We start from the raw sequence: 19,875 nt of genomic DNA, 5'->3' as shown, positions 1-19,875 counted from the left end.
GCCGTGGTCCCATGACAAAGGCATAGGCCGGTCTCGCCCAGTCCTTACGTGCCGGACTACACTGGCGTCTTCTCCCCCGAGGAACGCTGCGATGACCTCCGTCTACGACTTCTCCGCCCGCGACATCGACGGCCATGAGCGCTCGCTCGCCGAATTTCGCGGCAAGACCATGCTGATCGTCAATGTGGCCTCCAAATGCGGTTTCACTCCGCAGTACACCGGCCTGGAGGCACTGTGGCGCGTGGACCAGGACAAGGGTCTGGTGGTGCTGGGTTTCCCATGTGACCAGTTTGGCCACCAGGAGCCGGGCGAGGAGGCGGAGATCCGCAACTTCTGCTCGACCAGCTATGACGTGACATTCCCCATGTTCGCCAAGGTCGAGGTGAACGGCGACGGTGCGCACCCGCTCTACAAGTGGCTCAAGAGCGAGGGCAAGGGCATTCTCGGCAGCGAATCGATCAAGTGGAACTTCACCAAGTTCCTGGTCGACCGCGACGGTCGGGTGGTGAAGCGCTACGCGCCCACGGATACGCCCGAGAAGATCAGTAAGGACATCCAGACTCAGTTGGCGGGATGAGTCGCCACTGCCGGGGCTGATGCCGCCGGTGCCGCTATGGGATTGCGAGAGGTGGCAAGCAGCACCGCGATGGCGTCGATGTCATGGCTGGCGCTGGGTGCGCCGGCCGGTGGGTCGTAATTGTTGAGCATGATGGCGAACGCGAGCCGCTCGCCATCACCGGTGGTGACGTAACCGGCCAGGCTGTGCACGAAGCTCATGCTGCCGGTCTTGGCGTGGACGTTGTTCTCGGCCGGGGTGTTGCGCATGCGCCATTGCAGCGTGCCGTCGACACCGGCCACCGGCAGGGCTTCCTGCAAGGTGGCCGCATAAGGCTGGCTGGCCAGATAGGTGAGCAGCCGCGCCATCGCATGGGGCGTGGTGAGGTTGCGACGGGAAAGGCCCGTGCCTTCTTCGATGATGCTGGCGGCGGGCGTAATGCCGATCTGCTCCAGCAACTGGTGCATGGCGCGGATACCCCAGCGCTCACTGGTGATGAAGCCCTGGCTACCTTCGCGCTGCTCGGCGTCGGCTTGCGCCTTCACGCCCGCTAGCAGCAACAGGTTCTGCAGGTACAGGTTCTGCGAACGCTTGAGGCCGCGGCCGAGAATGTCGCCGACAGGCGGCGAGAGCACCTCGGCCAGCGTGCGGGGTTGGGCGGGCAGGGCCGTATCCCGTCGCGGCCAGCGCAGCGACACTAGTTTGCCGTCGAGCTGGATGCCGTGACGAGCCAGCGCCTGCTGCAGCAGCTCGCCGGCAAAACGTGCCGGATCGGGTACGGCCAACTTGTAGTTTTGTGCCGTGGATTTCGCAGCGATGTTGCCGAACGCATACAGTACGCCATCGCCCGGCGCGCGATAGAGATTGACGTCGTTGCGCGAGCGTGCAGCGGAGGTGATGATCTCGTTGACGATGCTCGGTATCGCACCGGATGGGGTGAAGCTGAGCGTAGCCGGTGCGCCTTCTGCGGCAGCCGGTGACACGGTGACGTCCACCTGGTTTTCCTGCACGCTCAGTGCGGTGGCTGGCACGGCAAACCAGCTCTGCAGATCAATGGCCTCCCAGCCCGTGCCCATCACCGGGCTGGCGAAATAGGTGGCATCGGCAATCAGGTCGCCATGCACGTGACGCAGCCCTTGCGCGGACAGCTGGGCGGCCAGCTGATCCGGCCATTGCGCCGTGGCGGTGTCGGCGCCCAGCGTGGGGTCGCCCATTCCGTAAAGAATCAGGGGGCCATCCAACTGGCCGTTGCGGACCTCGCCACCCGCCAGTAAGCGAGTGGGGATGCGGTAATCAGGCCCCAGCTCGGCTAGCGTCACCGCAGCCGTGAACAGCTTGGCGGTAGAGGCCGGCTGGAACAGCTGGTCGGCGTGGCGGGCGTAGAGCGTACGGCCGCTGCTGAGAGAGATCACCGAGATCCCCCAGTCGGCGCCCGCAAAGCGCGGCTGATCGATCAGGTTGTCGATCTGCTCGGCCAGCGTCGGCGCCACGATGGAGGCGGCTGGGGCGGCGGCAGTGCGGGGTGCCGCAGGTGGCGTGGCCGCCATCGCCAAGCTCGCCAGTCCGATGCCCAGGACGGCGGCAGTGCAGCGGCGAAGCAGGTATTGCGGCATGGCCATGGGCGAAGTATCGCCAATCCCTCCGGTCCCCGGCTAGCCAGTCTGTTAATCTTGACGCTTCGTGCCGGCCACAGCCAGTGCTCCCTCCCTATTCGAGAACATCATGCAGATCGCCAACAACACGGTTGTTTCCTTCCATTACACGCTGACCGACGACCAGGGCCAGGTGCTCGACAGCTCCCAGGGCCGCGAGCCGCTGGTGTACCTGCAGGGCGTTGGCCAGATCGTGCCGGGCCTGGAAAAGGAAATGGAAGGCCGCCAGGTCGGCGACCAGTTCAAGGTCGATGTGGCGCCGGAAGAAGGCTACGGCGTGCACCACGCCGAACTGATGCAGGAAGTGCCGCGCGAGGCGTTTCAGGGCGTGGAAGACATCCAGCCGGGCATGCAGTTCCAGGGCCGTGGTCCGCAGGGCGTCATCAACGTCACCGTGACCAAGGTTGATAGCGAGACGGTGCACATCGACGGTAACCACCCGCTGGCCGGCCAGACGCTGCATTTCGACGTCGAAGTGACCGACGTGCGTGCCGCCAGCGAAGAAGAGCTCTCGCACGGTCACGTGCACGGCGAAGGTGGCCACCACCACTGAGTGGGTTGATGATGCCTGCGCTTTCGCAGGCATCGTCTAGCACCAACCCGGGTGTCGGCAGTATTGCTGGCACCTCTTCGGTGTTGCCTTAACCCAGTTCGACAAGGAGTTGTCATGCAGGGACGGTTGCGCATCGCCATCGTGGGCTATGGCGTTGCAGGGCAGGCCGCCTGCCTGTTTCTTTCCGCGGCCGGGCATGAACTGACCGTTTTCGAGCAAGCCGAGGCGCCAGGACCGGTCGGTGCCGGTTTTCTGCTGCAACCTACTGGGCTGAGTGTGCTTTCCCGATTGGGTTTGCACGAACAGGCGCTGGCGCGAGGCCAGCGTATCGAGCGCCTCTATGGTTGCAATGTGGCAGGTCGCAGCGTGATGGATATGCGCTATGCCGACCATTCGCCGGATTGTTTTGGTCTGGGCATGACGCGGGGCGGTCTGTTTACGCTGCTGCATCGCGCGTATGACGGGCGCGGAGCCATTCGCACAGGTACCCGCATCGAAGGTGTGTCGGCGGATGGCAAATACCTCCGCGATGCATCAGGCCAACAGCATGGCCCGTTCGATCTGATCATCGCTTCCGACGGCGCGCATTCGGTACTGCGTCGCCAGCCGGATATCACCGAGCGGGAATCGCTCTACCCGTGGGGTGCGATGTGGTGTCTGTTGCCTGCGAGCTCGTGGCCGCACACCCATGTGCTGCACCAGCGCTATGCAGGCACGCGCGAAATGATTGGCTTGCTTCCCGTGGGCCAACGCGATGATGACGACGAACGCTGGCTCACGTTCTATTTCAGTTTGCCGGGCGCGCAGGTGGATGCATTTGATGACGATGCGCTGGTGCGACTGCGCGATCGCGTGGCAGCGATCTGGCCCGATGCCGTACCGTTGCTTGCCGGTATCCGATCAGCTGCGCAGCTGCATCGCGCGCGCTATCGCGACGTCGTGCTGCGCGGTTCGGTGCATGGCAATGTGGTGTTCATTGGTGACGCCGCGCACGCGATGAGTCCGCAGCTCGGGCAAGGCGTGAATATGGCACTGCTGGATGCCCAGGCACTTTCCAGTGCCTTGGCCGCCCATGACAACGTGACCACCGCGCTTGCTGCGTATCCACGCGAGCGCCGCAGGCATGTGCGCATCTATCAGCGATTAAGTCGCTGGTTGACGCCCTTGTTCCAGTCGGACCGTGAAGCGTTGGCCTGGGTACGTGACCATTGGTTTGGGCCCTTGGGGCGCATGCCCATCGCGCGCAGCCAGATGCTTCGCATACTCACCGGTACCAAGAAGACCTGGTGGTAGCAGTTGGCCCCTGGTGTCGCTTCAGTACCAGTCGAGCAACGTCAACCCAATGCCCAGATACGTGGCGTTGTGGTTGTAGTCGATCAGGCTCTCGCCGTAACCCTTGAACAGCTCCATATAGCCGCGCAGGTTGCCCGCCACGGGGAACGACCAGGTGAACTGGGCGGCACCATGACTCCGGTCACCGCCGCGTAGCGAGTGACGCAGCATCAGGCCGAATTCCTGGCCCTTCCACTCGTGGATGATCTGCATATCGGCGCGCCCGACGTAGTCGCTGATGTCAGGGTTGTTGTCGTCGGTGCCGCCTTCGGGCACGCGCCACCACGGGCGTACCATCACCGTCCAGTTCTCACGCTCAAAACCGACGTAACCCATCACGCGATTCCAGCTGCGAGAGAGCGGGTCTGATTGCCCGTTGGATTGGTGGTTGAAGCCTATGCCGAGCAGTCGCCCGTTCCATCCAGCGATCTCGTAGTTTGTATTGAAAACCAGGATCGCCTCGGGCTCGTAGTTTGTTTCACGGAATGGCCGCGACTCCTGCTTGTTGTAAACCTGCCAGCGCGAGGACTGGGTGTAAGCCACCCACACATCGCCGGCATCGCCGAACACGCCTTGCCAGATCTTGGTCTTCAGGCTGAGCTGGAATTTGCTCTCGATGTTGTCCAGGTGTTCCGGTGTTTCGACGGTGTTGAGCGGATTGGGGCTGCTAGGTTGGCGGTTCTGGTTGCTGCTGGCGAAGAACGGCAACACCGTAATGGGCTTGTAGCCGCGCAGATTGAACGTGCCCAGTTTGCTTTCCGGCGACAGCTCCCAACGACTGTCGAGCAACGATAAGGCCGGCGCCTTCTGCGCTTCCTCGGATGAAGGGGCGACCACTGCAGTTGCTGCTCTGGGCGTTTCGTGACTGAACACGGTGCCCGTTGGCTCATGCGATACGGTTTCGCTGGTTTCGTTCTTCTTTTGGGCGGCGGGCATGCCCTCGCGCCCGGCAATGCGGTCGTAGCAGGCCAGTCGTTGCGAATCGGTTTCAATAGCGGTGCACGCACGAATATCCGTGGGCTCCGCGTTCTGTGCGAGCACGGTGAACGGGAGAAGGCCAGGAACGAGCGCCAGGGCTGTTACAGAGATCGGTCGCAGCATAAAGCGTCATCCTTGTGTTGCACGCGATCGATGCCGTCTGATCTGACCTCTCGTCCTCCGGTGGAGGCGGCACGCATCGCTGGTAACGACACGGGGCGCGCTTGGCTGCGCCCCGTGTCGGGAAGCATCATCTTACCGGTTGTTTACCCAGCGCTCGTACTGGGATCTGGTGATGTGTCCGGTGTGCCCCGTGTCGACATGCAGGAAGTCATTGGCCAGCAACGGATAAGCTGCGGCCTGATCCTCAGTGATGTAATGCGTACCGCCGGACAATTGCTCAAAGCTCGGCGCCGGGCCGGCGTTCACTGGTGGCACGGTGGAGTGAATGGTCACCTGGCCTTGCGCCGTGTTGAACTGCGCTGTGCCTACGGTGCCCGCGGACTGAGATGTCGGCATCGTGTTCATCGGTGCCGATGACGGCGTTATGGACTGGTTCTGTGCCAACAGTGCGCCGGCGAACAACATCGAGCCTGCGGTAACAAGTGCAAGTAGGGGACTACGGTATTTCATCTTTGCGACTCCATGCCAGAATGCGTGGCTCATGGACGGATGTAGGCGTCTTGAATGCATCGCGGCGAAGTGGTGCCGCTGCTGTTCTGCGCCGACTCCAACGCTAACAAAGGTCGGCTAAATGCCGCTTCAATACAGGCTCGCGATCACGTGAAGTCATCGTTACCGTTGTCGTTCCCTTCATCCTCGGCGCGCGTCGCATTGAGCCTGACGCAAGCGCAGCGCCTTCACCTTGCTGCACAAGGGCTGCTGCATCGTCCGCGTTCGCGCGCGCAGCCTGCCGATGTGGTGGCTGCCATTGCGCGTATGAAACTGCTGCAGATAGACAGCATTCATGTCGTCGCACGCAGTCCTTATCTTGTGTTGCATTCCAGGCTTGGCGACTACGATCCGCAATGGCTGGACGATGCATTGGAAGTCGGCAAACTTGCGGAGTGCTGGGCACATGAAGCGTGCTTTGTGCCTGCTTCCGACATTGCGTTTCACCAGGCCTGGCGCATGCAGCGTTCGGCACACTGGGCCTACAAGCATGCCGATCGCATGCATCGCGAACACCGCGAAGGCATGGATGGATTGCTTGCGCGGATTCGCGACGATGGTGCTGCGCGTGCAGCGGATTTCGAAAGCGAGCAACGCAGTGCTGGCGGCTGGTGGTCATGGAAGCCGGAGAAGCGCTGGCTGGAAGCATGGTTTGCTTTGGGCGAGCTCATGGTCACGCGTCGCGAGCGCTTTCAGCGCGTATACGACCTGGCCGAGCGTGTGCAGGCCAAGCTCGACCCGCCGCTGGATCGAGATCTGCTCGCGCTCGACCATGCAACCCTGCGCCGACGCTTCATCGTCGAAAGCGTGCGTGCGTTAGGTGTTACACAAGCGCGGTGGATCGCCGACTACCATCGCCTCAAGCCCACCGTGACAGACAAGGAATTGGCACCACTGGTGGAAGTGGGCGAACTGCTTGCAGTGCAGGTGGCCGATTGGGATGTGCCCGGCTACGTGCATCCCGATCACGCAGAGGCGCTGGAACAGGCTGCACAAGGACAGTTGCGCGGAACGCATACGACCCTGCTGTCGCCCTTTGACCCGGTCGTGTGGGATCGCGCACGCGCACAAGCGCTGTTCGGCTTCGAATACACCATCGAGTGCTACGTGCCGGCACCGAAGCGTCGCTATGGCTACTACGTGCTACCGATCCTGCATCGGGGCCGGTTGATCGGTCGCCTCGACGCCAAGGCACACCGTCGCGAAGGCGTGTTTGAGATCAAGGCGCTTTTTCTTGAACCGGGTGTAGAGGCATCGACTCGCTTGCTGGCCGATGTGGCCGAAGCCGTGCAGGCATCGGCTCACTGGCATGGCACACCCGAGGTGCGCCTGGCACGCAGCCGGCCCGCGCCTGTGGCGGCCGCGCTGCGTGCACTTTGGCGTAGCACCTAGCCGCTCAGTGCGCGCTGGATGAGGGGGCCGGGTTCACTGGGGTGCACGACTTGCCATGCAAGGCTTGTCGTAGCTGGGTAGCCAGGGCGGTGCAGCGCGCGCCCAGCTGCGGCCGGGTATTCGGGTCCTGCGAATCGCGGATCAGGCTGCTGCGCATCGCTTCGTAGCGTGGCTGGATCTCATCCGGGGTATAGACGGCTGCTGCCCGGTGGCATGCCACGTAGCTGGACAGGAAATCGTCGCAGGCCGGGATGCCGGTGCTGTCCGGCAAGGCGTTGCCGGCCGTTGAGGCTGCAGGGACTTTGCTGGCCCGCGTGCTGGGCGCTCGGGTGCTGCTGGCTGCGCCGGTGGCGCTGGTGGTGGCGTGGGTCGTTGTGGCGGTCGGTTTGGTGGTGGACGACTGGCCGGAGCAGCCCGCCAGCGTCAGGCCGCCGATGGCAAGGGCGAGGAGGGCTAGGCGGTAACGGGGCGGCATCATGGGGCTTCTCCTGCGCATGAAAGATTCCAGACCGGACATCCGGAGTGGCGCTCCGGAGTTAAAGAAAGGATGAAATGCGAAGATGACGTGAAAATCAAACGCAAAATAAGATCGCTTGATGGGCATTCATTCAGGTTGGTGAGTGCCAAACCATTCCCCTTGCGAAGATGGACCGGCTATAATGCAAAGACTGTGTTTGCTGGGGTCACCAGAGTTTTGTGACCCGATGCCGCCTGATCTCGATCTAGCCTCATCGCATCACCCCTAGGGTTTCCTTGCACACCAGTAAGCCGGCCAGCGCATGTTGCGCGGGCTGAGTCTCTTTAAATCCTACGGAGTGATTTATATGTCTGATCGTCAGATCGGTACCGTCAAGTGGTTCAACGACGCCAAGGGTTTCGGCTTCATCAGCCGTGACAATGGCCCGGACGTTTTCGTGCATTTCCGCGCGATCCAGGGCAATGGCTTCAAGAGCCTGCAGGAAGGCCAGAAGGTCAGCTTCAAGGTTGTGCAGGGCCAGAAGGGCCTGCAGGCTGACGAAGTGATCCCGCAGTAAGTAGCGTTTTTCATAAACGCAAGAAAAAGCCAGGCAGCGATGCCTGGCTTTTTTGTTTTCACGGGTTAAATGTCGTGAAAATGTGAAAATACAAAAATTGATAATGGTCATTCACTTGGATTAATAAAATCCGTTATGCTGGATTTACTGTGGTTGCTCGGTCACGCGCGTGCCCGATGCGCGACTCGCAAGGGTCCACATCGCTTCACCCGATCCCTGCATGCCCAGTAAGCCGTCGGCCCAAGGGGGAGGCTGACTTGTCTCAGCATCGAGAAGATCGGAGTGAGTCATGTCGGATCGTGAAGTTGGCACAGTCAAATGGTTCAACGACGCCAAAGGCTTCGGCTTTATCAGTCGTGAAAGCGGCCCGGATGTTTTTGTACATTTCAGGGCTATCAGTGGCAGCGGATTCCGCAGCCTCAAAGAAGGACAGAAGGTGAGCTTCAAGGTTGTGCAAGGCCAGAAAGGTCTGCAGGCCGACGAAGTCGCACCTGTCTGAGCTGACGAATAGCGATAGCGAAAGAGGCCGGCGCAAGCCGGCCTTTTTCGTGCGCGTGACTTTTTACTCACGTAACGATTCGCTAGCCTGTGTCGCTTTCTGTCGCGACGCATCCACACATGTCTGCAGCCTCTATAGTTGAGTTGTCATTACCCGTCAGCGAAACGTTGCTTGCTGTAGCGGGCGACGGTGCCCGGGCGGAAGTGTTGTTGCAGCTGCCCCCGGGTCATGTGTCGCAAGTGCTGTATTGGCTACCCGCGTTGGGCGTGTCTGCCAAACACTATTTGCCGCTTGCGCAATCGCTGGCGGAGCGGGGCATCGCCGTCGCTATCCACGAGTGGCGCGGCATTGGCTCCAGCAATCGGCGCGCGGGCAGGCATGAGGACTGGGGCTATCGCGAAGTGCTGCAAGACGACCTGCCGGCTGGCCTCGCCGCGGTACGCGTGCGCTTGCCACAGGCGGACTACTGCCTGGGTGGGCACAGCCTGGGCGCCCAGATGGCGTCGCTCTACGCCAGCCTGCACCCGCAGGACGTGGCGGGGCTGGTGGTGGTGGCCAGCGGGTCGCCTTATTGGCGGCAGTTTCGCTATGGCCGCCTGATCTGGCTCGCCTATGCCGCTGCCCCGTGGCTGGCCCGGGCCGTGGGTTACCTGCCTGGGCGCAGGATCGGTTTTGGCGGCAACGAGGCGCGACGGCTGATCGACGACTGGGCGCGTAGCGGCCGTACCGGTCGCTATTCGGCACAAGGCATGGCAGACGATCTGGAACAGCGTCTGCGAGGCCTGGACGTGCCCCTGCTCGCATTGCGCCTGCAAGACGACTGGCTCGGCCCCCAGGCATCGTTGGCCTGGTTGCTCGGCAAAATGCCGCGTACCCGCAGCGAACAACAAGTGATCACGGCGACCGATCTCAGCGGCGATCGTGCAGACCATTTTGCTTGGATGAAGTCACCGCGGCCCATCGCAGAGCACATTGCTGCCTGGTACGCGGCAGGCCGATTGCATGCGGGGCCTTGAAGCGGATGCGCAACGACGGCATGTGGAGCAGAACTTTTTCCGGATGGGTCCCATGAAACTTTTCACTCCTTTCGAACAGCGCAGCCTATCCCTGCGGAATCGGTTGGCGATTGCCGCCATGTGTGAATACTCGGCGGTCGATGGATTGCCGGACCACTGGCATCTCGTGCATCTGGGCAGCCGTGCGGTGGGCGGGGCAGGCTTGCTCATCACCGAGGCAACCGCCGTTTCTCCAGAGGGCCGCATTTCAGCTGGCGACGTGGGGTTGTGGAATGACACGCAGCTTGCCGCGTGGCAACCGATCACCCACTTCATCAGAGGGCAAGGCTCGATCGCCGGCGTCCAGCTGGCACACGCCGGTCGCAAGGCCAGCGTGTTGCCGCCGTGGGACGGCGGGCATCCGCTCACGTCGGAAGCGGGGGCCTGGCAGACGGTGGCGCCGTCTGCGCTGCCATTTGATGCGCACTGGCACGTGCCTCATGCGCTCGACTTGGCAGGTATTGCCAAGGTCGTGGCCGATTTTCGCGCAGCGGCGCAACGCGCGCTCGATGCAGGCTTCCAGCTGATCGAACTGCACGGTGCCCACGGCTATCTGCTGCACCAGTTTCTTTCGCCGTTGAGCAATCACCGCACCGACGCCTATGGCGGGAGTTATGAGAACCGCGCGCGACTGGTGCGCGAAGTGATCACCGCGGTGCGCGAAGTGTGGCCGGAACATCTGCCGCTATGGCTGCGCATTTCCGCGACTGATTGGGCTGATGGCGGTTGGGATGTCGAACAAAGCGTGCAGCTAGCGCGTGAGGTGAAGTCGATGGGTGTCGACCTGATCGACGTCTCCAGCGGCGGCGTGGTTCCGCACGTGAAAATTCCCGTGTCACCCGGCTACCAGGTGCCTTTCGCCGCGCGCATTCGCCAAGACGCCGGCATCGCCACGGGCGCGGTGGGGCTCATCACCGAATCCACACACGCCGCGCGGATCATCGACGAAGGTGCAGCCGATGTGGTGCTGATCGCGCGCGAAAGCCTGCGCGATCCCTATTTCCCTCGCCGTGCCGCGCAGGAACTGGGCGTCACCATCACCGCGCCGTTGCAGTATCAGCGAGCCTGGTAACCAAGGAGTCAGGATGGAACAGCAACCGATGCTCATAGAAGGTCGCGTACACGACCTTGGCGATGGCTTCAACGTACGACGCCTGTTACCGGTTTTGCAGGCCCGGCATGTCGGCCCGTTCGTGTTCTTCGACTACATGGGGCCCGTGACCTTTCTTGCCGACAAGGGCATGGACGTGCGGCCGCATCCGCATATCGGACTCGCCACCGTCACATGGCTGTTCGAAGGAGTGATCCGTCATCGCGACAGCCTTGGCAGCGTGGCCGACATTCGTCCCGGCGAAGTGAACTGGATGACTGCGGGACGCGGCATCGTGCATTCCGAACGCACGCCGCCCGACGCACGCACCGGTGGCTTGCGCGCGCACGGTATTCAGGTGTGGGTAGCCTTGCCGCAGAAAGACGCGGAAGTGGAGCCCGAGTTCCATCACCATGGAGCCGATGAGTTGCCGCGCATCAACCTGCCGGGCGCGCAGCTGGTGTTGATTGCGGGTACCGCCTACGGCAAGCAATCGCCAGTGAAAGTGTTCTCGCCCATGTTCTTCATTGAAGCCACACTGGAGGCCGGTGCGGTGCTGCCGTGGCCGCCGGAGCACACCGAGCGCGGCGTGTGTGTGGTGGATGGCGACGTGGAGTGGGAGGGCGTCACGGTGCCGCCGATGCAAGCTGCCGTGCAGGCGGGGCCCGATGCGCCACCGTTGCGTGCACGCACCGCCAGTCGCGTGATGCTGTTTGGCGGTGCGCCGCTGGATGGCGAACGTCACCTGTGGTGGAACTTCGTGGCCAGCACGCGCGAACGCATCGAACAGGCCAAGGCCGACTGGGCCGCACAGCGCATGGGCAAGGTCGTAGGCGACGAAGCCGAGTTCATTCCGTTGCCAACCTGATCGAGCGACGCACAAGAGGCGTTGCATGCTGCATCCGCGCATGCAACGCCGGGTGTGGCGGATTACGCTGGCGCTACCGCCTCAGGGGTGATTCGCATGTCCCGCTACGCCAGCTTTCGCGAGTTCTATCGGTTCTATCTGAACGAGCACAGCGACATTCAATGCCGCCGCATGCACTTCATCGGCAGCACCCTGGTGCTGGCGGTGATTACGCTGGCGCTGGTGACTGCTAACGCGTGGTGGCTGCTGCTGGCTCCGGTGGCAGGCTATGGCTTCGCCTGGATCGGACATTTCGTGTTCGAGAAGAACAGACCCGCCACCTTCACCCATCCGCTCTACAGCCTGATGGGCGATTGGGTGATGTATTGGGAGATCCTGCGCGGCAAGGTCAAGATCTAAGGCTGCTGTTCTGTAGGAGCGCACTTGTGCGCGACCGCAGAGCCTCGTCGGTATCCTTGCGCGTGCTGTCGCGCACAAGTGCGCTCCTACAGAGGGGCCGGGGCTTACCGGTAATGCTGATGGCAGGACTGGCAGGTCTCACCGATCGGCTTGATGGCGGTCGCCAGCGCCTTGCAGTCGGCAGGGGCGGCATCCAGCGCGGCCTTGGCCTTGTCGTGCAACTTGGAGGCCTCGTCCAGGAACGGCTGATCCATGCCCGGGAACGCGGCGGTGATATCGGCCGAGGTTTCCAGCAGGCGGGTCAGATGCTGGCGGGATTCGGCGGCGTCGCAACGCTGGGTCTTCACGGCCTGGCTGAGCGCGCCTGCATGGTGTGCCATCACCGCCATCACGGCATGCGGAAACGGATTGCGCTCGCGCAGGGCATTCATGGCGAATACGGTGCCGATGATGCCAATGACCAGGCCGAGTGCGATCAGAATGGCGTTGCGCATGCAGGATCTTCCTGGGGTGAGAGCCCCCAAGCATAACCCGCCGGTTGCCCGGCCAAGCTGCAGTAGCGGCGCCCAGCCGGTAAAATGGCTGGAGTTCAACGGTTTGGAATCGTTCCAGTGAAGCATCCAGAAGTGGCGGACGGCATGGGTTCCGCCCGTCATGACGCGCACACCGAGGCTGAAGCCGTCGCGTTTCCACGCGAGCGGTTTGCGGGTGTCGAGCGTCTTTACGGCGCGGGTAGCGTGGATAGGCTGTCCCAGCGCCACGTGTGTGTGATCGGCATCGGCGGTGTGGGTTCATGGGCCGCCGAGGCGTTGGCGCGCAGTGGCGTGGGTCATCTCACGCTGATCGACGCCGACGACATATGCGTGTCCAACACCAATCGCCAGTTACATGCGCTGGATGGCGAGTACGGCAAATCCAAGGTCAAGGTGATCGAGGCCCGCTTGCGCGCGATCAACCCGGCCATTCGGGTGGACGCCATCGAGCGTTTCCTCACCACCTCCACGCTCGACGAACTGCTTGATCGCGGCTACGACGTGGTGCTCGACGCCTGCGATGCGTTCCGCGTGAAGCTGGAGGCCATCGCGTGGTGCCGCCGCCGCAAGCTGCCGATGGTGACCGTGGGCTCGGCCGGCGGCCGTACCGATCCTACGCAGATTCGCGTACGCGACCTGTCACGTACCGAGCACGACGCGATGTTCAGCCTGATCCGCAAAAAACTCCGAGCCGACTTCAACTTTCCGCGCAACCCGGATCGCTACTTTGGTGTCTCGGCGGTGTATTCGCTGCAGAACGTGCAGTACCCGCAGCCCAACGGCACGGTGTGCGGCGCGCGCCCGCCGGTGGCGAACGGGGCGGAAGCCCTGAATCTCGCCTGCGGTGGCGGACTTGGTGCCGCCACGCATGTCACCGGCGCGTTTGCGTTTGCGGCGGTGGGGAAGGTGATGGAGAAGCTCTTGGGCTGAAACGGCCGAAACGAAGCGGGGCGCCTCGATGGGTGCCCGCTCCAAAGCCCCGTTACCTATTTTGGCAACGCGCGAGCGCGTTACCAGCCCATGTAATGACCACCGTTGATCGAGAGGTTGGCGCCAGTGATCCAGGCGGCCTCTTCACCGGTGAGGAAGGCGACGGCATGGGCGATTTCTTCGGGCTTGCCCAGGCGGCCCACTGGGATCTGCGCAATGATCTTTTCGCGCACTTCTTCCGGCACGGCCATCACCATGTCGGTGCCGACGTAGCCCGGCGAAACGGTATTCACCGTGATGCCGAACTTGGCGTTTTCCTGCGCCAGCGAGATGGTGAAGCCGTGCATGCCGGCCTTGGCCGCTGCGTAATTGGCCTGGCCGTACTGACCTTTCTGGCCGTTGATCGAGCTGATCTGCACAATGCGGCCCCACTTGCGGGCGCGCATGCCGTCAATCACCGGGCGGGTGACGTTGAAGCAGGCATTGAGGTTGGTGTTCACCACTTCCATCCACTGCGGATAGGTCATCTTGTGGAAGGTGGTGTCGCGGGTGATGCCGGCATTGTTGACCAGAATCTCCACCGGGCCCAGACCGGCCTCAATGATGCGCGCCATGGCTTCGCAGGAATCCGGGTCCTTCACATCGCCCGGCACCAGCATGACTTCGATGCCTTCCTTCGCCATCATTTCCTTCATCGCTTCGGCTTTCGCCTGGTCGCGATAATTGGTGGCCACGCGATGTCCCTGGCGGGCTAGATAGCGAATGATGGCCGTGCCGATACCACCGGTACCGCCTGTGACCAATGCCGTGCGCTGCGTCATGCCTGTTCTCCGAAAGATGCTGATACCTGCCCGACGTGATCGTGCTGCCGGGGCGATGCCATGTCTAGCACGCTCCATGTGGCAAAACGTCGACGGGCAGACGTCGTTTTGCCACCACGAGCGACAAATGAGAAGCGAAGGTCTTTATAGCGTTTTACGCCGCGGCGCGTTCGCTGCAATGCGGCAAACGGGCCGGGTCGAAATGAGCAAGCGCATGGGCCAGCAGCTCTGAAGGATCGCGCGCGCCGTGCGCGAGTGGCAGGTCGAGAAAAACGAGGGCCCGCCGCAGCGCAGGCATCGGGTCGGTGGGGTCCACCGGATGGGCCTGCTCCGACTTCGATAGCTTGCGGCCGTTGCCGTCCAGCGCCAGTGGCAGATGGAGGTAGTGGGGGGCAGGCAGGCCCAGGCAACGCTGCAGGTAAATCTGGCGGGGCGTGGAATCCAGCAGGTCGTTGCCGCGCACCACGTCGGTGATGCCCTGGAAGGCGTCATCCACCACACAGGCGAGCTGATAGGCGTAATACCCCTCCACGCGGCGAATCACAAAGTCGCCCGCGGTGGTCCGCAGGTTTTGCGCCTGCGGACCCTGCAAGGCATCGTCAAAGCAAATCTCGACATCCGGAACGTGCAGTCGCCACGCAGGGGCGCGCCCCTCGACGGGGGCGGCCAGGCATTGGCCGTCGAGGTGCAAGCCGCCAGCGAGGTCATTGCGGCTGCACCAGCACGGGAACACGTGGCCGGCCGCCTTCAATTGCTCGAAGGCGGCGTCATAGGCCCCGATGCGGGTCGACTGCAACAACGCGGGGGCGTCTGCCACCAAGCCGAAGGCAGGCAGGGCGGCAAGGATGCTTTCGGCTGAGCCGGGCATCTCGCGGGGCGGGTCGATGTCTTCTACCCGCAGCAGCCATTGCCCGCCCGCATGCCGGGCGCACAGCCAGCTGCCGACGGCGGCAACCAGTGAACCGAAGTGCAAATGGCCGGTCGGAGAAGGGGCGAAGCGTCCGCGATAGCTCATCGGCCCATTTTAAGGGTGGGACGTGCCTTGTAGCAGAGTACGCTTGTGCCCGACCTGCAGAGAGCTGCAAGCTGACGCGGTGTTAAAGCCAGAACAGCCTGGACAGACATCACCGACTATCGACCCTTGAAACCGTAAGATTTCGCCACGATTCTTCGACAGTGGCTTAGGCCACATCCCCTTTCATGACTGCCTGAGAGACAGCCATGCGTCGCATCGCATTGTTCCTGCTTACCAATATCGCCGTCCTGTTCCTGCTGAGCATCGTATGCCGTTTGTTTGGCGTCGATCAGTGGGCCGCCTCCCGTGGTTATGGCGGTATGGGCGGGTTGCTCGCCTTCGCTGCCATCTTTGGCATGGGCGGTGCCTTCATTTCGCTGGCCATGTCCAAGTGGATGGCCAAGATGTCCACCGGCGCCCGCGTGATCGAACAGCCGCAGAACGAGGCTGAGCGCTGGCTGCTCGATACCGTGCGCCGTCACGCGCAGAACGCCGGCATCGGCATGCCCGAGGTGGCGATTTACGACGCCCCGGAAATGAACGCGTTCGCCACCGGCATGACCAAGAACAGCTCGCTGGTGGCCGTAAGCACCGGCCTGCTGCAGCAAATGGATCGCGAACAGGTCTCGGCCGTGCTCGGTCACGAAATCGGCCACGTCGCCAATGGCGACATGGTGACGCTGACCCTGATCCAGGGCGTGCTCAATACGCTGGTGATCGTGGCGTCGCGCGTGGTCGGCCGTCTGGTCGACAGCTGGCTTTCCGGTGGTCGCGATAGCCGCGATGGTGGCGGTATCGGCTATTTCATCTCGGTGATGGTGCTGCAGCTGGTGTTTGGCCTGTTCGCCTCGATGATCGTCATGGCCTTCTCGCGCTGGCGCGAATTCCGCGCTGATGCGGCCGGTGCCAAGCTGGCCGGTCGTGGCGCGATGGTCTCCGCCCTGCAGCGCCTGCAGGTGCAGCACGGCGAAAGCACGCTGCCGCAGACCATTGCCGCATTCGGCATCTCCGGCCACCTGGCCACGGGTCTCAAGCGCCTGTTCATGAGCCACCCGCCGCTGGAAGAGCGCATCGCCGCGCTGCAGAACGCGTCGACCAACGCCTGATCTTCCCCCTTGATCTTCACCCGCTCTCACCACGGGAGCGGGCAGCATGAGGGGCCGACTTGTCGGCCCCTTTCTCTGTGCCGAATCCTTTCCGCCTGATATCCGCATGAGTCCTTTCGCATGACGAACGCTGCGCCCGAAACCCGCAAATTCGAAGCCGAAGTGGCCCAGGTGCTGAACCTGGTCACGCATTCGCTGTACTCGCACAAGGAGATTTTCCTGCGCGAGCTGATCTCCAACGCCTCTGACGCCTGCGACAAGCTGCGTTTCGAATCCCTGGCCAAGCCGGAGCTGCTGGCGGGCGAGGGCGGGCTGCGCATCGACGTGAGCTATGACGAGCACGCGCGCACCATCACCGTGCGCGACAACGGCATCGGCATGAGCCGCGACGAAGTGGTGGCCAATATCGGCACCATCGCCAGCTCGGGTACGCGTCGTTTCCTTGAGGCGATGAGTGCCGAGCAGAAAACCGATGCGCGACTGATCGGCCAGTTCGGTGTTGGCTTCTATTCCGCATTCGTGGTGGCTGATCGCGTGACGGTGCTAAGCCGTCGCGCCGACTTGCTGGCGGGTGAGGGTGTGAAGTGGGAGAGCGACGGCAAGGGTGAATACAGCCTCGCCCAGGTCGACCTGCCTGAGCGCGGCACCGCGGTGATCCTGCATCTGAAGGCGGACGAGGAGGAGTTCCTCAAGGGTTGGGAGCTGCGCTCGCTGATCCGCAAGTATTCCGATCACGTCGCGTTTCCGATCCGCATGCCGAAGGAGCACGACGGCAAGCCCACCGACGAGTGGGAAACCGTCAATGACGCCTCGGCGCTGTGGGCCAAGCCGCGCAACGAGATCTCCGACGAGGATTACCAGAGCTTCTACAAGTCGCTCGGCCATGACTTCAACGATCCGCTGGCCTGGACGCATAACCGCGTCGAAGGCAGCCAGAGCTTCACCACCTTGCTGTACGTCCCCGAGCAGCCGCCGTTTGATTTGATGATGGGTGGCCGCGATGAGCGCAAGGGGCTGAAGCTCTACATCAAGCGCGTTTTCATCATGGACGCGGCGGAAGAGCTGCTGCCCAACTATCTGCGTTTCGTGCGTGGCGTGGTCGATTCGGACGATCTGCCACTCAACGTGAGCCGCGAGATCCTGCAGCACAATCGCCAGCTGGAGCGTATCCGCGCAGCTTGCGTCAAGCGCGTGCTCGACCTGCTTGAAAAGCTGGCGCGCGAAGAGCCTGAGAAGTTTGCAACGTTCTACAAGTCCTTCGGCAATACCTTGAAGGAAGGCATTGCCGAAGACGCGGCCAATCGCGAGCGCATCGCCAAGCTGCTGCGCTTCGCCTCGACCAAGGGCGAGGGCGCGGCGCAAACCGTATCGCTGGATGACTACATCACACGCATGCCGGTGGGCCAGGACACCCTCTGGTACATCACCGCCGATGGGTATGCCGCGGCGATTGGCAGCCCGCAGTTGGAAGCGTTCAAGGCCAAGGGCCTGGAAGTGCTCTTGATGTTTGATCGCATCGACGAATGGATGCTTGGCAGCCTTAACGAGTACGCGGGCAAGAAGCTGCGCAACGTCGCCAAGGGCGAGTTGCCGCTCGACGAGGCCGACAAGAAGCAGCAGGAAGAGGCCAGCAAGGCAGCGGCACCGCTGGTCAGCAAGCTCAAGGAACTGTTGGGTGATCGTGTGGGTGACGTCCGCGTGTCGGCACGCCTCACGGATTCGCCGTCTTGCCTGGCGCTGTCCGACTTCGAGATGGCGCCGCATCTGGCGCGCCTGTTGCGTGAGGCAGGTCACGACATGCCGCAAGCCAAACCGACGCTGGAAATCAATCCGCAGCATCCGTTGCTCAAGCGCGTTGAAAGCGAGGCGGATGCCGCCAAGGCGGCAGACCTAGCCAACCTGCTGCTCGATCAGGCGGAGATTGCGGCCGGTGCACAGCTGCCAGACCCGGCGGCATTTGTGCAGCGTTTGAATCGCTTGATTGTGGGCTGACGCCCTTTGTGATTCCGGCAACGATGCCGTAGACCAGGGCATCAACGAAGCGGCCGCTATACTGCGGCCGTTTCGTTGTCCGGGATGCCTATGAGCGCACTGTTGTTGCTATTTGTCTGCCTTCTGCTCGGCGTCTTGGTCGCGCGCTTCGCCAAGCCGCCGTCCGGCATCGTCCATAGCATCAACTGGTGGGTGATCAATGTTGCGCTGCCGGCGCTGGTGCTGGAGCTGGTGCCGCGCATCAAGATAGACGCGCAGCTGTGGTTTCCCGTCGCCGCCATGTGGGTGGTGTTCTTCGGTGGTTGGCTGCTGTTTGCGCTGGTGGGCAAATGGCGGGGCTGGTCACGTGAACGCATTGGTGCGCTCACGCTGGTGTGTGGCCTGGGCAATACCTCATTCATGGGCTATCCCATGATGGAAGCGCTGCACGGCAAGGAAGGGCTGGCACTGGCCGTCGTGGCCGATCAGCTGGGGTGTTTTCCGCTGCTTGCTTCAGCGGGTGTGGCAGTGGCCTCGTTGTACGCCGGCAAGACGCCGCAACCGCGATTGATTGCACGGCGCATCCTGACGTTTCCCGCCTTCCTGTCGTTGGTCCTCGGTGCGCTGGTGGGGGCATGGGGCGGCTGGCCGGCGATGCTGGACGGCGTGTTTACACCCATCGGTGCCACGCTGACTCCGCTGGCGCTGTTCTCGGTGGGGTTGCAGTTCAAGTTTCATCTCAGTGCGCGGCAGGTTTCTGCGTTATCGCTGGGGCTGGGTTGGAAACTGGTGCTGGCGCCGCTTGCCGCCTGGGCGTTGGGTAGCATCGCGCAGGTCAGCGGCCTGACGCTTACCGTCGGCGTGCTGCAAGCGGCGATGGCGCCGATGATCTCGGCCGCGATTTTGGCCGACGAGTACAAGCTAGAGCCTTCGCTGGCCAACACGACGCTGGGTGCGGGCATTGTGCTGTCCCTACTTACGGTGCCTTTGGGCAACTTCTTGTTGAGTGGCTAAGAGGAAGAGGCGATGGATCTTGCAACGCAGTTGTTCGATCTGGAAACCCAGTTGCACCGGCTGGACGTGCGCGGGGATGCCGATGCCTTGCGGCGCTTAATTGCCGACGATTTCTTTGAATTTGGCGTATCGGGCACGGTGTGGACCCGGGAGTCGATTATCGAGGCGCTGCGGGACGAGGCGTTTTCGGTGCGCGAGGCGTTTGATTTCCGCTTGAACCGGCTCGCTGACGACGTGGCGCTGGTCACCTACCGTGCGCATCGTTGTGCGACGGACCACCGCCCAGCCGCCGATTCGCTGCGCAGCTCCCTCTGGCGTCAGCGCGATGGCCAGTGGCAGATGGTGTTTCACCAGGGCACACCGCTGTAGACGCCGACCCCGCATGCCTACAAAAAGCCCTGCAGC

Annotated in this window: 22 protein-coding genes; 15 read left to right on the top strand and 7 right to left on the bottom strand. The window is 62.7% G+C overall.

The genetic code is table 11. The features are described 5' to 3' along the window. The first annotated feature begins 91 nt into the window (after nucleotides 1-91). Complete coding sequence (locus AC0GUR_RS06495; RefSeq protein WP_472876646.1) at nucleotides 92-577, top strand: glutathione peroxidase; 486 nt, start codon at nucleotides 92-94, stop codon at nucleotides 575-577. Here AC0GUR_RS06495 and dacB read toward each other — a convergent pair. Further along, a complete protein-coding gene (gene dacB / locus AC0GUR_RS06490) occupies nucleotides 562-2,175 on the bottom strand; it encodes a D-alanyl-D-alanine carboxypeptidase/D-alanyl-D-alanine endopeptidase (RefSeq protein ID WP_472876645.1) in 1,614 nt (537 codons plus the stop codon). The two genes, AC0GUR_RS06495 and dacB, sit on opposite strands and share 16 nt — an antisense overlap. A 103-nt stretch (nucleotides 2,176-2,278) precedes the next feature. On the opposite strand from dacB, the gene AC0GUR_RS06485 reads away from it, so the two are divergent. Together AC0GUR_RS06485 and AC0GUR_RS06480 are read left to right on the top strand one after the other, a co-directional pair. After that, nucleotides 2,279-2,761, top strand: coding sequence for an FKBP-type peptidyl-prolyl cis-trans isomerase (locus AC0GUR_RS06485; RefSeq protein WP_472876644.1), 483 nt, complete (start codon nucleotides 2,279-2,281; stop codon nucleotides 2,759-2,761). Nucleotides 2,762-2,875: 114 nt separating this feature from the next. Then, the gene (locus AC0GUR_RS06480; RefSeq protein ID WP_472876643.1) at nucleotides 2,876-4,054 is read left to right on the top strand and encodes an FAD-dependent oxidoreductase; all 1,179 of its coding nucleotides are present in this window, start codon (nucleotides 2,876-2,878) and stop codon (nucleotides 4,052-4,054) included. Nucleotides 4,055-4,075: 21 nt separating this feature from the next. Here AC0GUR_RS06480 and AC0GUR_RS06475 read toward each other — a convergent pair whose 3' ends face one another. Next, nucleotides 4,076-5,194 (bottom strand): phospholipase A, encoded by a 1,119-nt coding sequence (locus tag AC0GUR_RS06475; RefSeq protein WP_472876642.1) that lies wholly within the window; start codon nucleotides 5,192-5,194, stop codon nucleotides 4,076-4,078. A gap of 132 nt (nucleotides 5,195-5,326) precedes the next feature. Further along, nucleotides 5,327-5,704 carry a hypothetical protein gene (locus AC0GUR_RS06470; protein ID WP_472876641.1) on the bottom strand — a complete coding sequence of 126 codons (378 nt, stop codon included), beginning with the start codon at nucleotides 5,702-5,704 and terminating at the stop codon, nucleotides 5,327-5,329. A gap of 54 nt (nucleotides 5,705-5,758) precedes the next feature. Here AC0GUR_RS06470 and AC0GUR_RS06465 point away from each other — a divergent pair, with 54 nt between their 5' ends. After that, on the top strand, nucleotides 5,759-7,135 hold the full coding sequence (locus tag AC0GUR_RS06465) for a winged helix-turn-helix domain-containing protein (protein WP_472876640.1): 1,377 nt from the start codon (nucleotides 5,759-5,761) through the stop codon (nucleotides 7,133-7,135). A gap of 4 nt (nucleotides 7,136-7,139) precedes the next feature. On the opposite strand, the gene AC0GUR_RS06460 is transcribed toward AC0GUR_RS06465, so the two are convergent. Continuing rightward, nucleotides 7,140-7,613, bottom strand: a complete 474-nt coding sequence (locus tag AC0GUR_RS06460; protein WP_472876639.1) for a hypothetical protein — start codon at nucleotides 7,611-7,613, stop codon at nucleotides 7,140-7,142. Between the two features lie 346 nt (nucleotides 7,614-7,959). Here AC0GUR_RS06460 and AC0GUR_RS06455 point away from each other — a divergent pair, with 346 nt between their 5' ends. The 6 genes from AC0GUR_RS06455 to AC0GUR_RS06430 all read left to right on the top strand — a co-directional run bounded on the left by AC0GUR_RS06455 (nucleotide 7,960) and on the right by AC0GUR_RS06430 (nucleotide 12,080). Beyond that, nucleotides 7,960-8,169, top strand: a complete 210-nt coding sequence (locus AC0GUR_RS06455; RefSeq protein ID WP_038616297.1) for a cold-shock protein — start codon at nucleotides 7,960-7,962, stop codon at nucleotides 8,167-8,169. Nucleotides 8,170-8,458: 289 nt separating this feature from the next. Further along, on the top strand, nucleotides 8,459-8,668 hold the full coding sequence (locus AC0GUR_RS06450) for a cold-shock protein (RefSeq protein ID WP_460591739.1): 210 nt from the start codon (nucleotides 8,459-8,461) through the stop codon (nucleotides 8,666-8,668). Between the two features lie 119 nt (nucleotides 8,669-8,787). Continuing rightward, entirely contained in the window at nucleotides 8,788-9,684 is an 897-nt protein-coding gene (locus AC0GUR_RS06445; protein WP_472876638.1) for an alpha/beta hydrolase family protein, read from the top strand. Between the two features lie 52 nt (nucleotides 9,685-9,736). Continuing rightward, nucleotides 9,737-10,795, top strand: a complete 1,059-nt coding sequence (locus AC0GUR_RS06440) for an NADH:flavin oxidoreductase/NADH oxidase (protein ID WP_472876637.1) — start codon at nucleotides 9,737-9,739, stop codon at nucleotides 10,793-10,795. A gap of 13 nt (nucleotides 10,796-10,808) precedes the next feature. Next, a complete protein-coding gene (locus AC0GUR_RS06435) occupies nucleotides 10,809-11,681 on the top strand; it encodes a pirin family protein (RefSeq protein ID WP_472876636.1) in 873 nt (290 codons plus the stop codon). 96 nt (nucleotides 11,682-11,777) lie between these two features. After that, entirely contained in the window at nucleotides 11,778-12,080 is a 303-nt protein-coding gene (locus AC0GUR_RS06430; protein ID WP_472876635.1) for an Mpo1-like protein, read from the top strand. Between the two features lie 104 nt (nucleotides 12,081-12,184). Here AC0GUR_RS06430 and AC0GUR_RS06425 read toward each other — a convergent pair whose 3' ends face one another. Continuing rightward, entirely contained in the window at nucleotides 12,185-12,574 is a 390-nt protein-coding gene (locus AC0GUR_RS06425; RefSeq protein WP_472876634.1) for a cytochrome c, read from the bottom strand. A 144-nt stretch (nucleotides 12,575-12,718) separates the two neighbouring features. Here AC0GUR_RS06425 and AC0GUR_RS06420 point away from each other — a divergent pair, with 144 nt between their 5' ends. Continuing rightward, nucleotides 12,719-13,543: a tRNA threonylcarbamoyladenosine dehydratase gene (locus AC0GUR_RS06420; RefSeq protein WP_472876870.1), complete on the top strand. Its 825-nt coding sequence runs from the start codon at nucleotides 12,719-12,721 to the stop codon at nucleotides 13,541-13,543. Between the two features lie 80 nt (nucleotides 13,544-13,623). Here the strand turns inward: AC0GUR_RS06420 and phbB are convergent, their stop codons facing one another. Together phbB and gluQRS are read right to left on the bottom strand one after the other, a co-directional pair. Continuing rightward, complete coding sequence (phbB, locus tag AC0GUR_RS06415) at nucleotides 13,624-14,364, bottom strand: acetoacetyl-CoA reductase (RefSeq protein WP_472876633.1); 741 nt, start codon at nucleotides 14,362-14,364, stop codon at nucleotides 13,624-13,626. A gap of 154 nt (nucleotides 14,365-14,518) precedes the next feature. Beyond that, entirely contained in the window at nucleotides 14,519-15,379 is an 861-nt protein-coding gene (gene gluQRS, locus AC0GUR_RS06410) for a tRNA glutamyl-Q(34) synthetase GluQRS (protein WP_472876632.1), read from the bottom strand. 206 nt (nucleotides 15,380-15,585) lie between these two features. On the opposite strand from gluQRS, the gene htpX reads away from it, so the two are divergent. The 4 genes from htpX to AC0GUR_RS06390 all read left to right on the top strand — a co-directional run bounded on the left by htpX (nucleotide 15,586) and on the right by AC0GUR_RS06390 (nucleotide 19,839). After that, nucleotides 15,586-16,485 carry a protease HtpX gene (gene htpX / locus AC0GUR_RS06405; protein WP_472876631.1) on the top strand — a complete coding sequence of 300 codons (900 nt, stop codon included), beginning with the start codon at nucleotides 15,586-15,588 and terminating at the stop codon, nucleotides 16,483-16,485. A gap of 120 nt (nucleotides 16,486-16,605) precedes the next feature. Continuing rightward, on the top strand, nucleotides 16,606-18,477 hold the full coding sequence (htpG, locus tag AC0GUR_RS06400; RefSeq protein ID WP_472876630.1) for a molecular chaperone HtpG: 1,872 nt from the start codon (nucleotides 16,606-16,608) through the stop codon (nucleotides 18,475-18,477). 90 nt (nucleotides 18,478-18,567) lie between these two features. Beyond that, nucleotides 18,568-19,470, top strand: coding sequence for an AEC family transporter (locus AC0GUR_RS06395; protein ID WP_472876629.1), 903 nt, complete (start codon nucleotides 18,568-18,570; stop codon nucleotides 19,468-19,470). Nucleotides 19,471-19,482: 12 nt separating this feature from the next. Continuing rightward, a complete protein-coding gene (locus tag AC0GUR_RS06390) occupies nucleotides 19,483-19,839 on the top strand; it encodes a nuclear transport factor 2 family protein (RefSeq protein WP_472876628.1) in 357 nt (118 codons plus the stop codon). The last annotated feature ends 36 nt before the right edge of the window (nucleotides 19,840-19,875 follow it).

This window comes from Dyella sp. PARNA 12/25 (assembly GCF_055702865.1).
Note: the sequence above shows the minus strand (reverse complement) of the source record. Positions and strands in the feature narration are given on the sequence as shown.

What these genes read in the sequence shown, in the direction of transcription:
- gluQRS (WP_472876632.1), bottom strand. Translation starts at nt 15,379, where the DNA reads ATGAGCTATCGCGGACGCTTCGCCCCTTCTCCGACCGGCCATTTGCAC.
- dacB (WP_472876645.1), bottom strand. Translation starts at nt 2,175, where the DNA reads ATGGCCATGCCGCAATACCTGCTTCGCCGCTGCACTGCCGCCGTCCTG.
- AC0GUR_RS06435 (WP_472876636.1), top strand. Translation starts at nt 10,809, where the DNA reads ATGGAACAGCAACCGATGCTCATAGAAGGTCGCGTACACGACCTTGGC.
- AC0GUR_RS06390 (WP_472876628.1), top strand. Translation starts at nt 19,483, where the DNA reads ATGGATCTTGCAACGCAGTTGTTCGATCTGGAAACCCAGTTGCACCGG.
- htpX (WP_472876631.1), top strand. Translation starts at nt 15,586, where the DNA reads ATGCGTCGCATCGCATTGTTCCTGCTTACCAATATCGCCGTCCTGTTC.
- AC0GUR_RS06475 (WP_472876642.1), bottom strand. Translation starts at nt 5,194, where the DNA reads ATGCTGCGACCGATCTCTGTAACAGCCCTGGCGCTCGTTCCTGGCCTT.
- AC0GUR_RS06465 (WP_472876640.1), top strand. Translation starts at nt 5,759, where the DNA reads ATGCATCGCGGCGAAGTGGTGCCGCTGCTGTTCTGCGCCGACTCCAAC.
- AC0GUR_RS06480 (WP_472876643.1), top strand. Translation starts at nt 2,876, where the DNA reads ATGCAGGGACGGTTGCGCATCGCCATCGTGGGCTATGGCGTTGCAGGG.
- phbB (WP_472876633.1), bottom strand. Translation starts at nt 14,364, where the DNA reads ATGACGCAGCGCACGGCATTGGTCACAGGCGGTACCGGTGGTATCGGC.
- AC0GUR_RS06470 (WP_472876641.1), bottom strand. Translation starts at nt 5,704, where the DNA reads ATGAAATACCGTAGTCCCCTACTTGCACTTGTTACCGCAGGCTCGATG.
- AC0GUR_RS06445 (WP_472876638.1), top strand. Translation starts at nt 8,788, where the DNA reads ATGTCTGCAGCCTCTATAGTTGAGTTGTCATTACCCGTCAGCGAAACG.
- htpG (WP_472876630.1), top strand. Translation starts at nt 16,606, where the DNA reads ATGACGAACGCTGCGCCCGAAACCCGCAAATTCGAAGCCGAAGTGGCC.
- AC0GUR_RS06485 (WP_472876644.1), top strand. Translation starts at nt 2,279, where the DNA reads ATGCAGATCGCCAACAACACGGTTGTTTCCTTCCATTACACGCTGACC.
- AC0GUR_RS06395 (WP_472876629.1), top strand. Translation starts at nt 18,568, where the DNA reads ATGAGCGCACTGTTGTTGCTATTTGTCTGCCTTCTGCTCGGCGTCTTG.
- AC0GUR_RS06440 (WP_472876637.1), top strand. Translation starts at nt 9,737, where the DNA reads ATGAAACTTTTCACTCCTTTCGAACAGCGCAGCCTATCCCTGCGGAAT.
- AC0GUR_RS06450 (WP_460591739.1), top strand. Translation starts at nt 8,459, where the DNA reads ATGTCGGATCGTGAAGTTGGCACAGTCAAATGGTTCAACGACGCCAAA.
- AC0GUR_RS06420 (WP_472876870.1), top strand. Translation starts at nt 12,719, where the DNA reads ATGGGTTCCGCCCGTCATGACGCGCACACCGAGGCTGAAGCCGTCGCG.
- AC0GUR_RS06460 (WP_472876639.1), bottom strand. Translation starts at nt 7,613, where the DNA reads ATGATGCCGCCCCGTTACCGCCTAGCCCTCCTCGCCCTTGCCATCGGC.
- AC0GUR_RS06495 (WP_472876646.1), top strand. Translation starts at nt 92, where the DNA reads ATGACCTCCGTCTACGACTTCTCCGCCCGCGACATCGACGGCCATGAG.
- AC0GUR_RS06425 (WP_472876634.1), bottom strand. Translation starts at nt 12,574, where the DNA reads ATGCGCAACGCCATTCTGATCGCACTCGGCCTGGTCATTGGCATCATC.
- AC0GUR_RS06455 (WP_038616297.1), top strand. Translation starts at nt 7,960, where the DNA reads ATGTCTGATCGTCAGATCGGTACCGTCAAGTGGTTCAACGACGCCAAG.
- AC0GUR_RS06430 (WP_472876635.1), top strand. Translation starts at nt 11,778, where the DNA reads ATGTCCCGCTACGCCAGCTTTCGCGAGTTCTATCGGTTCTATCTGAAC.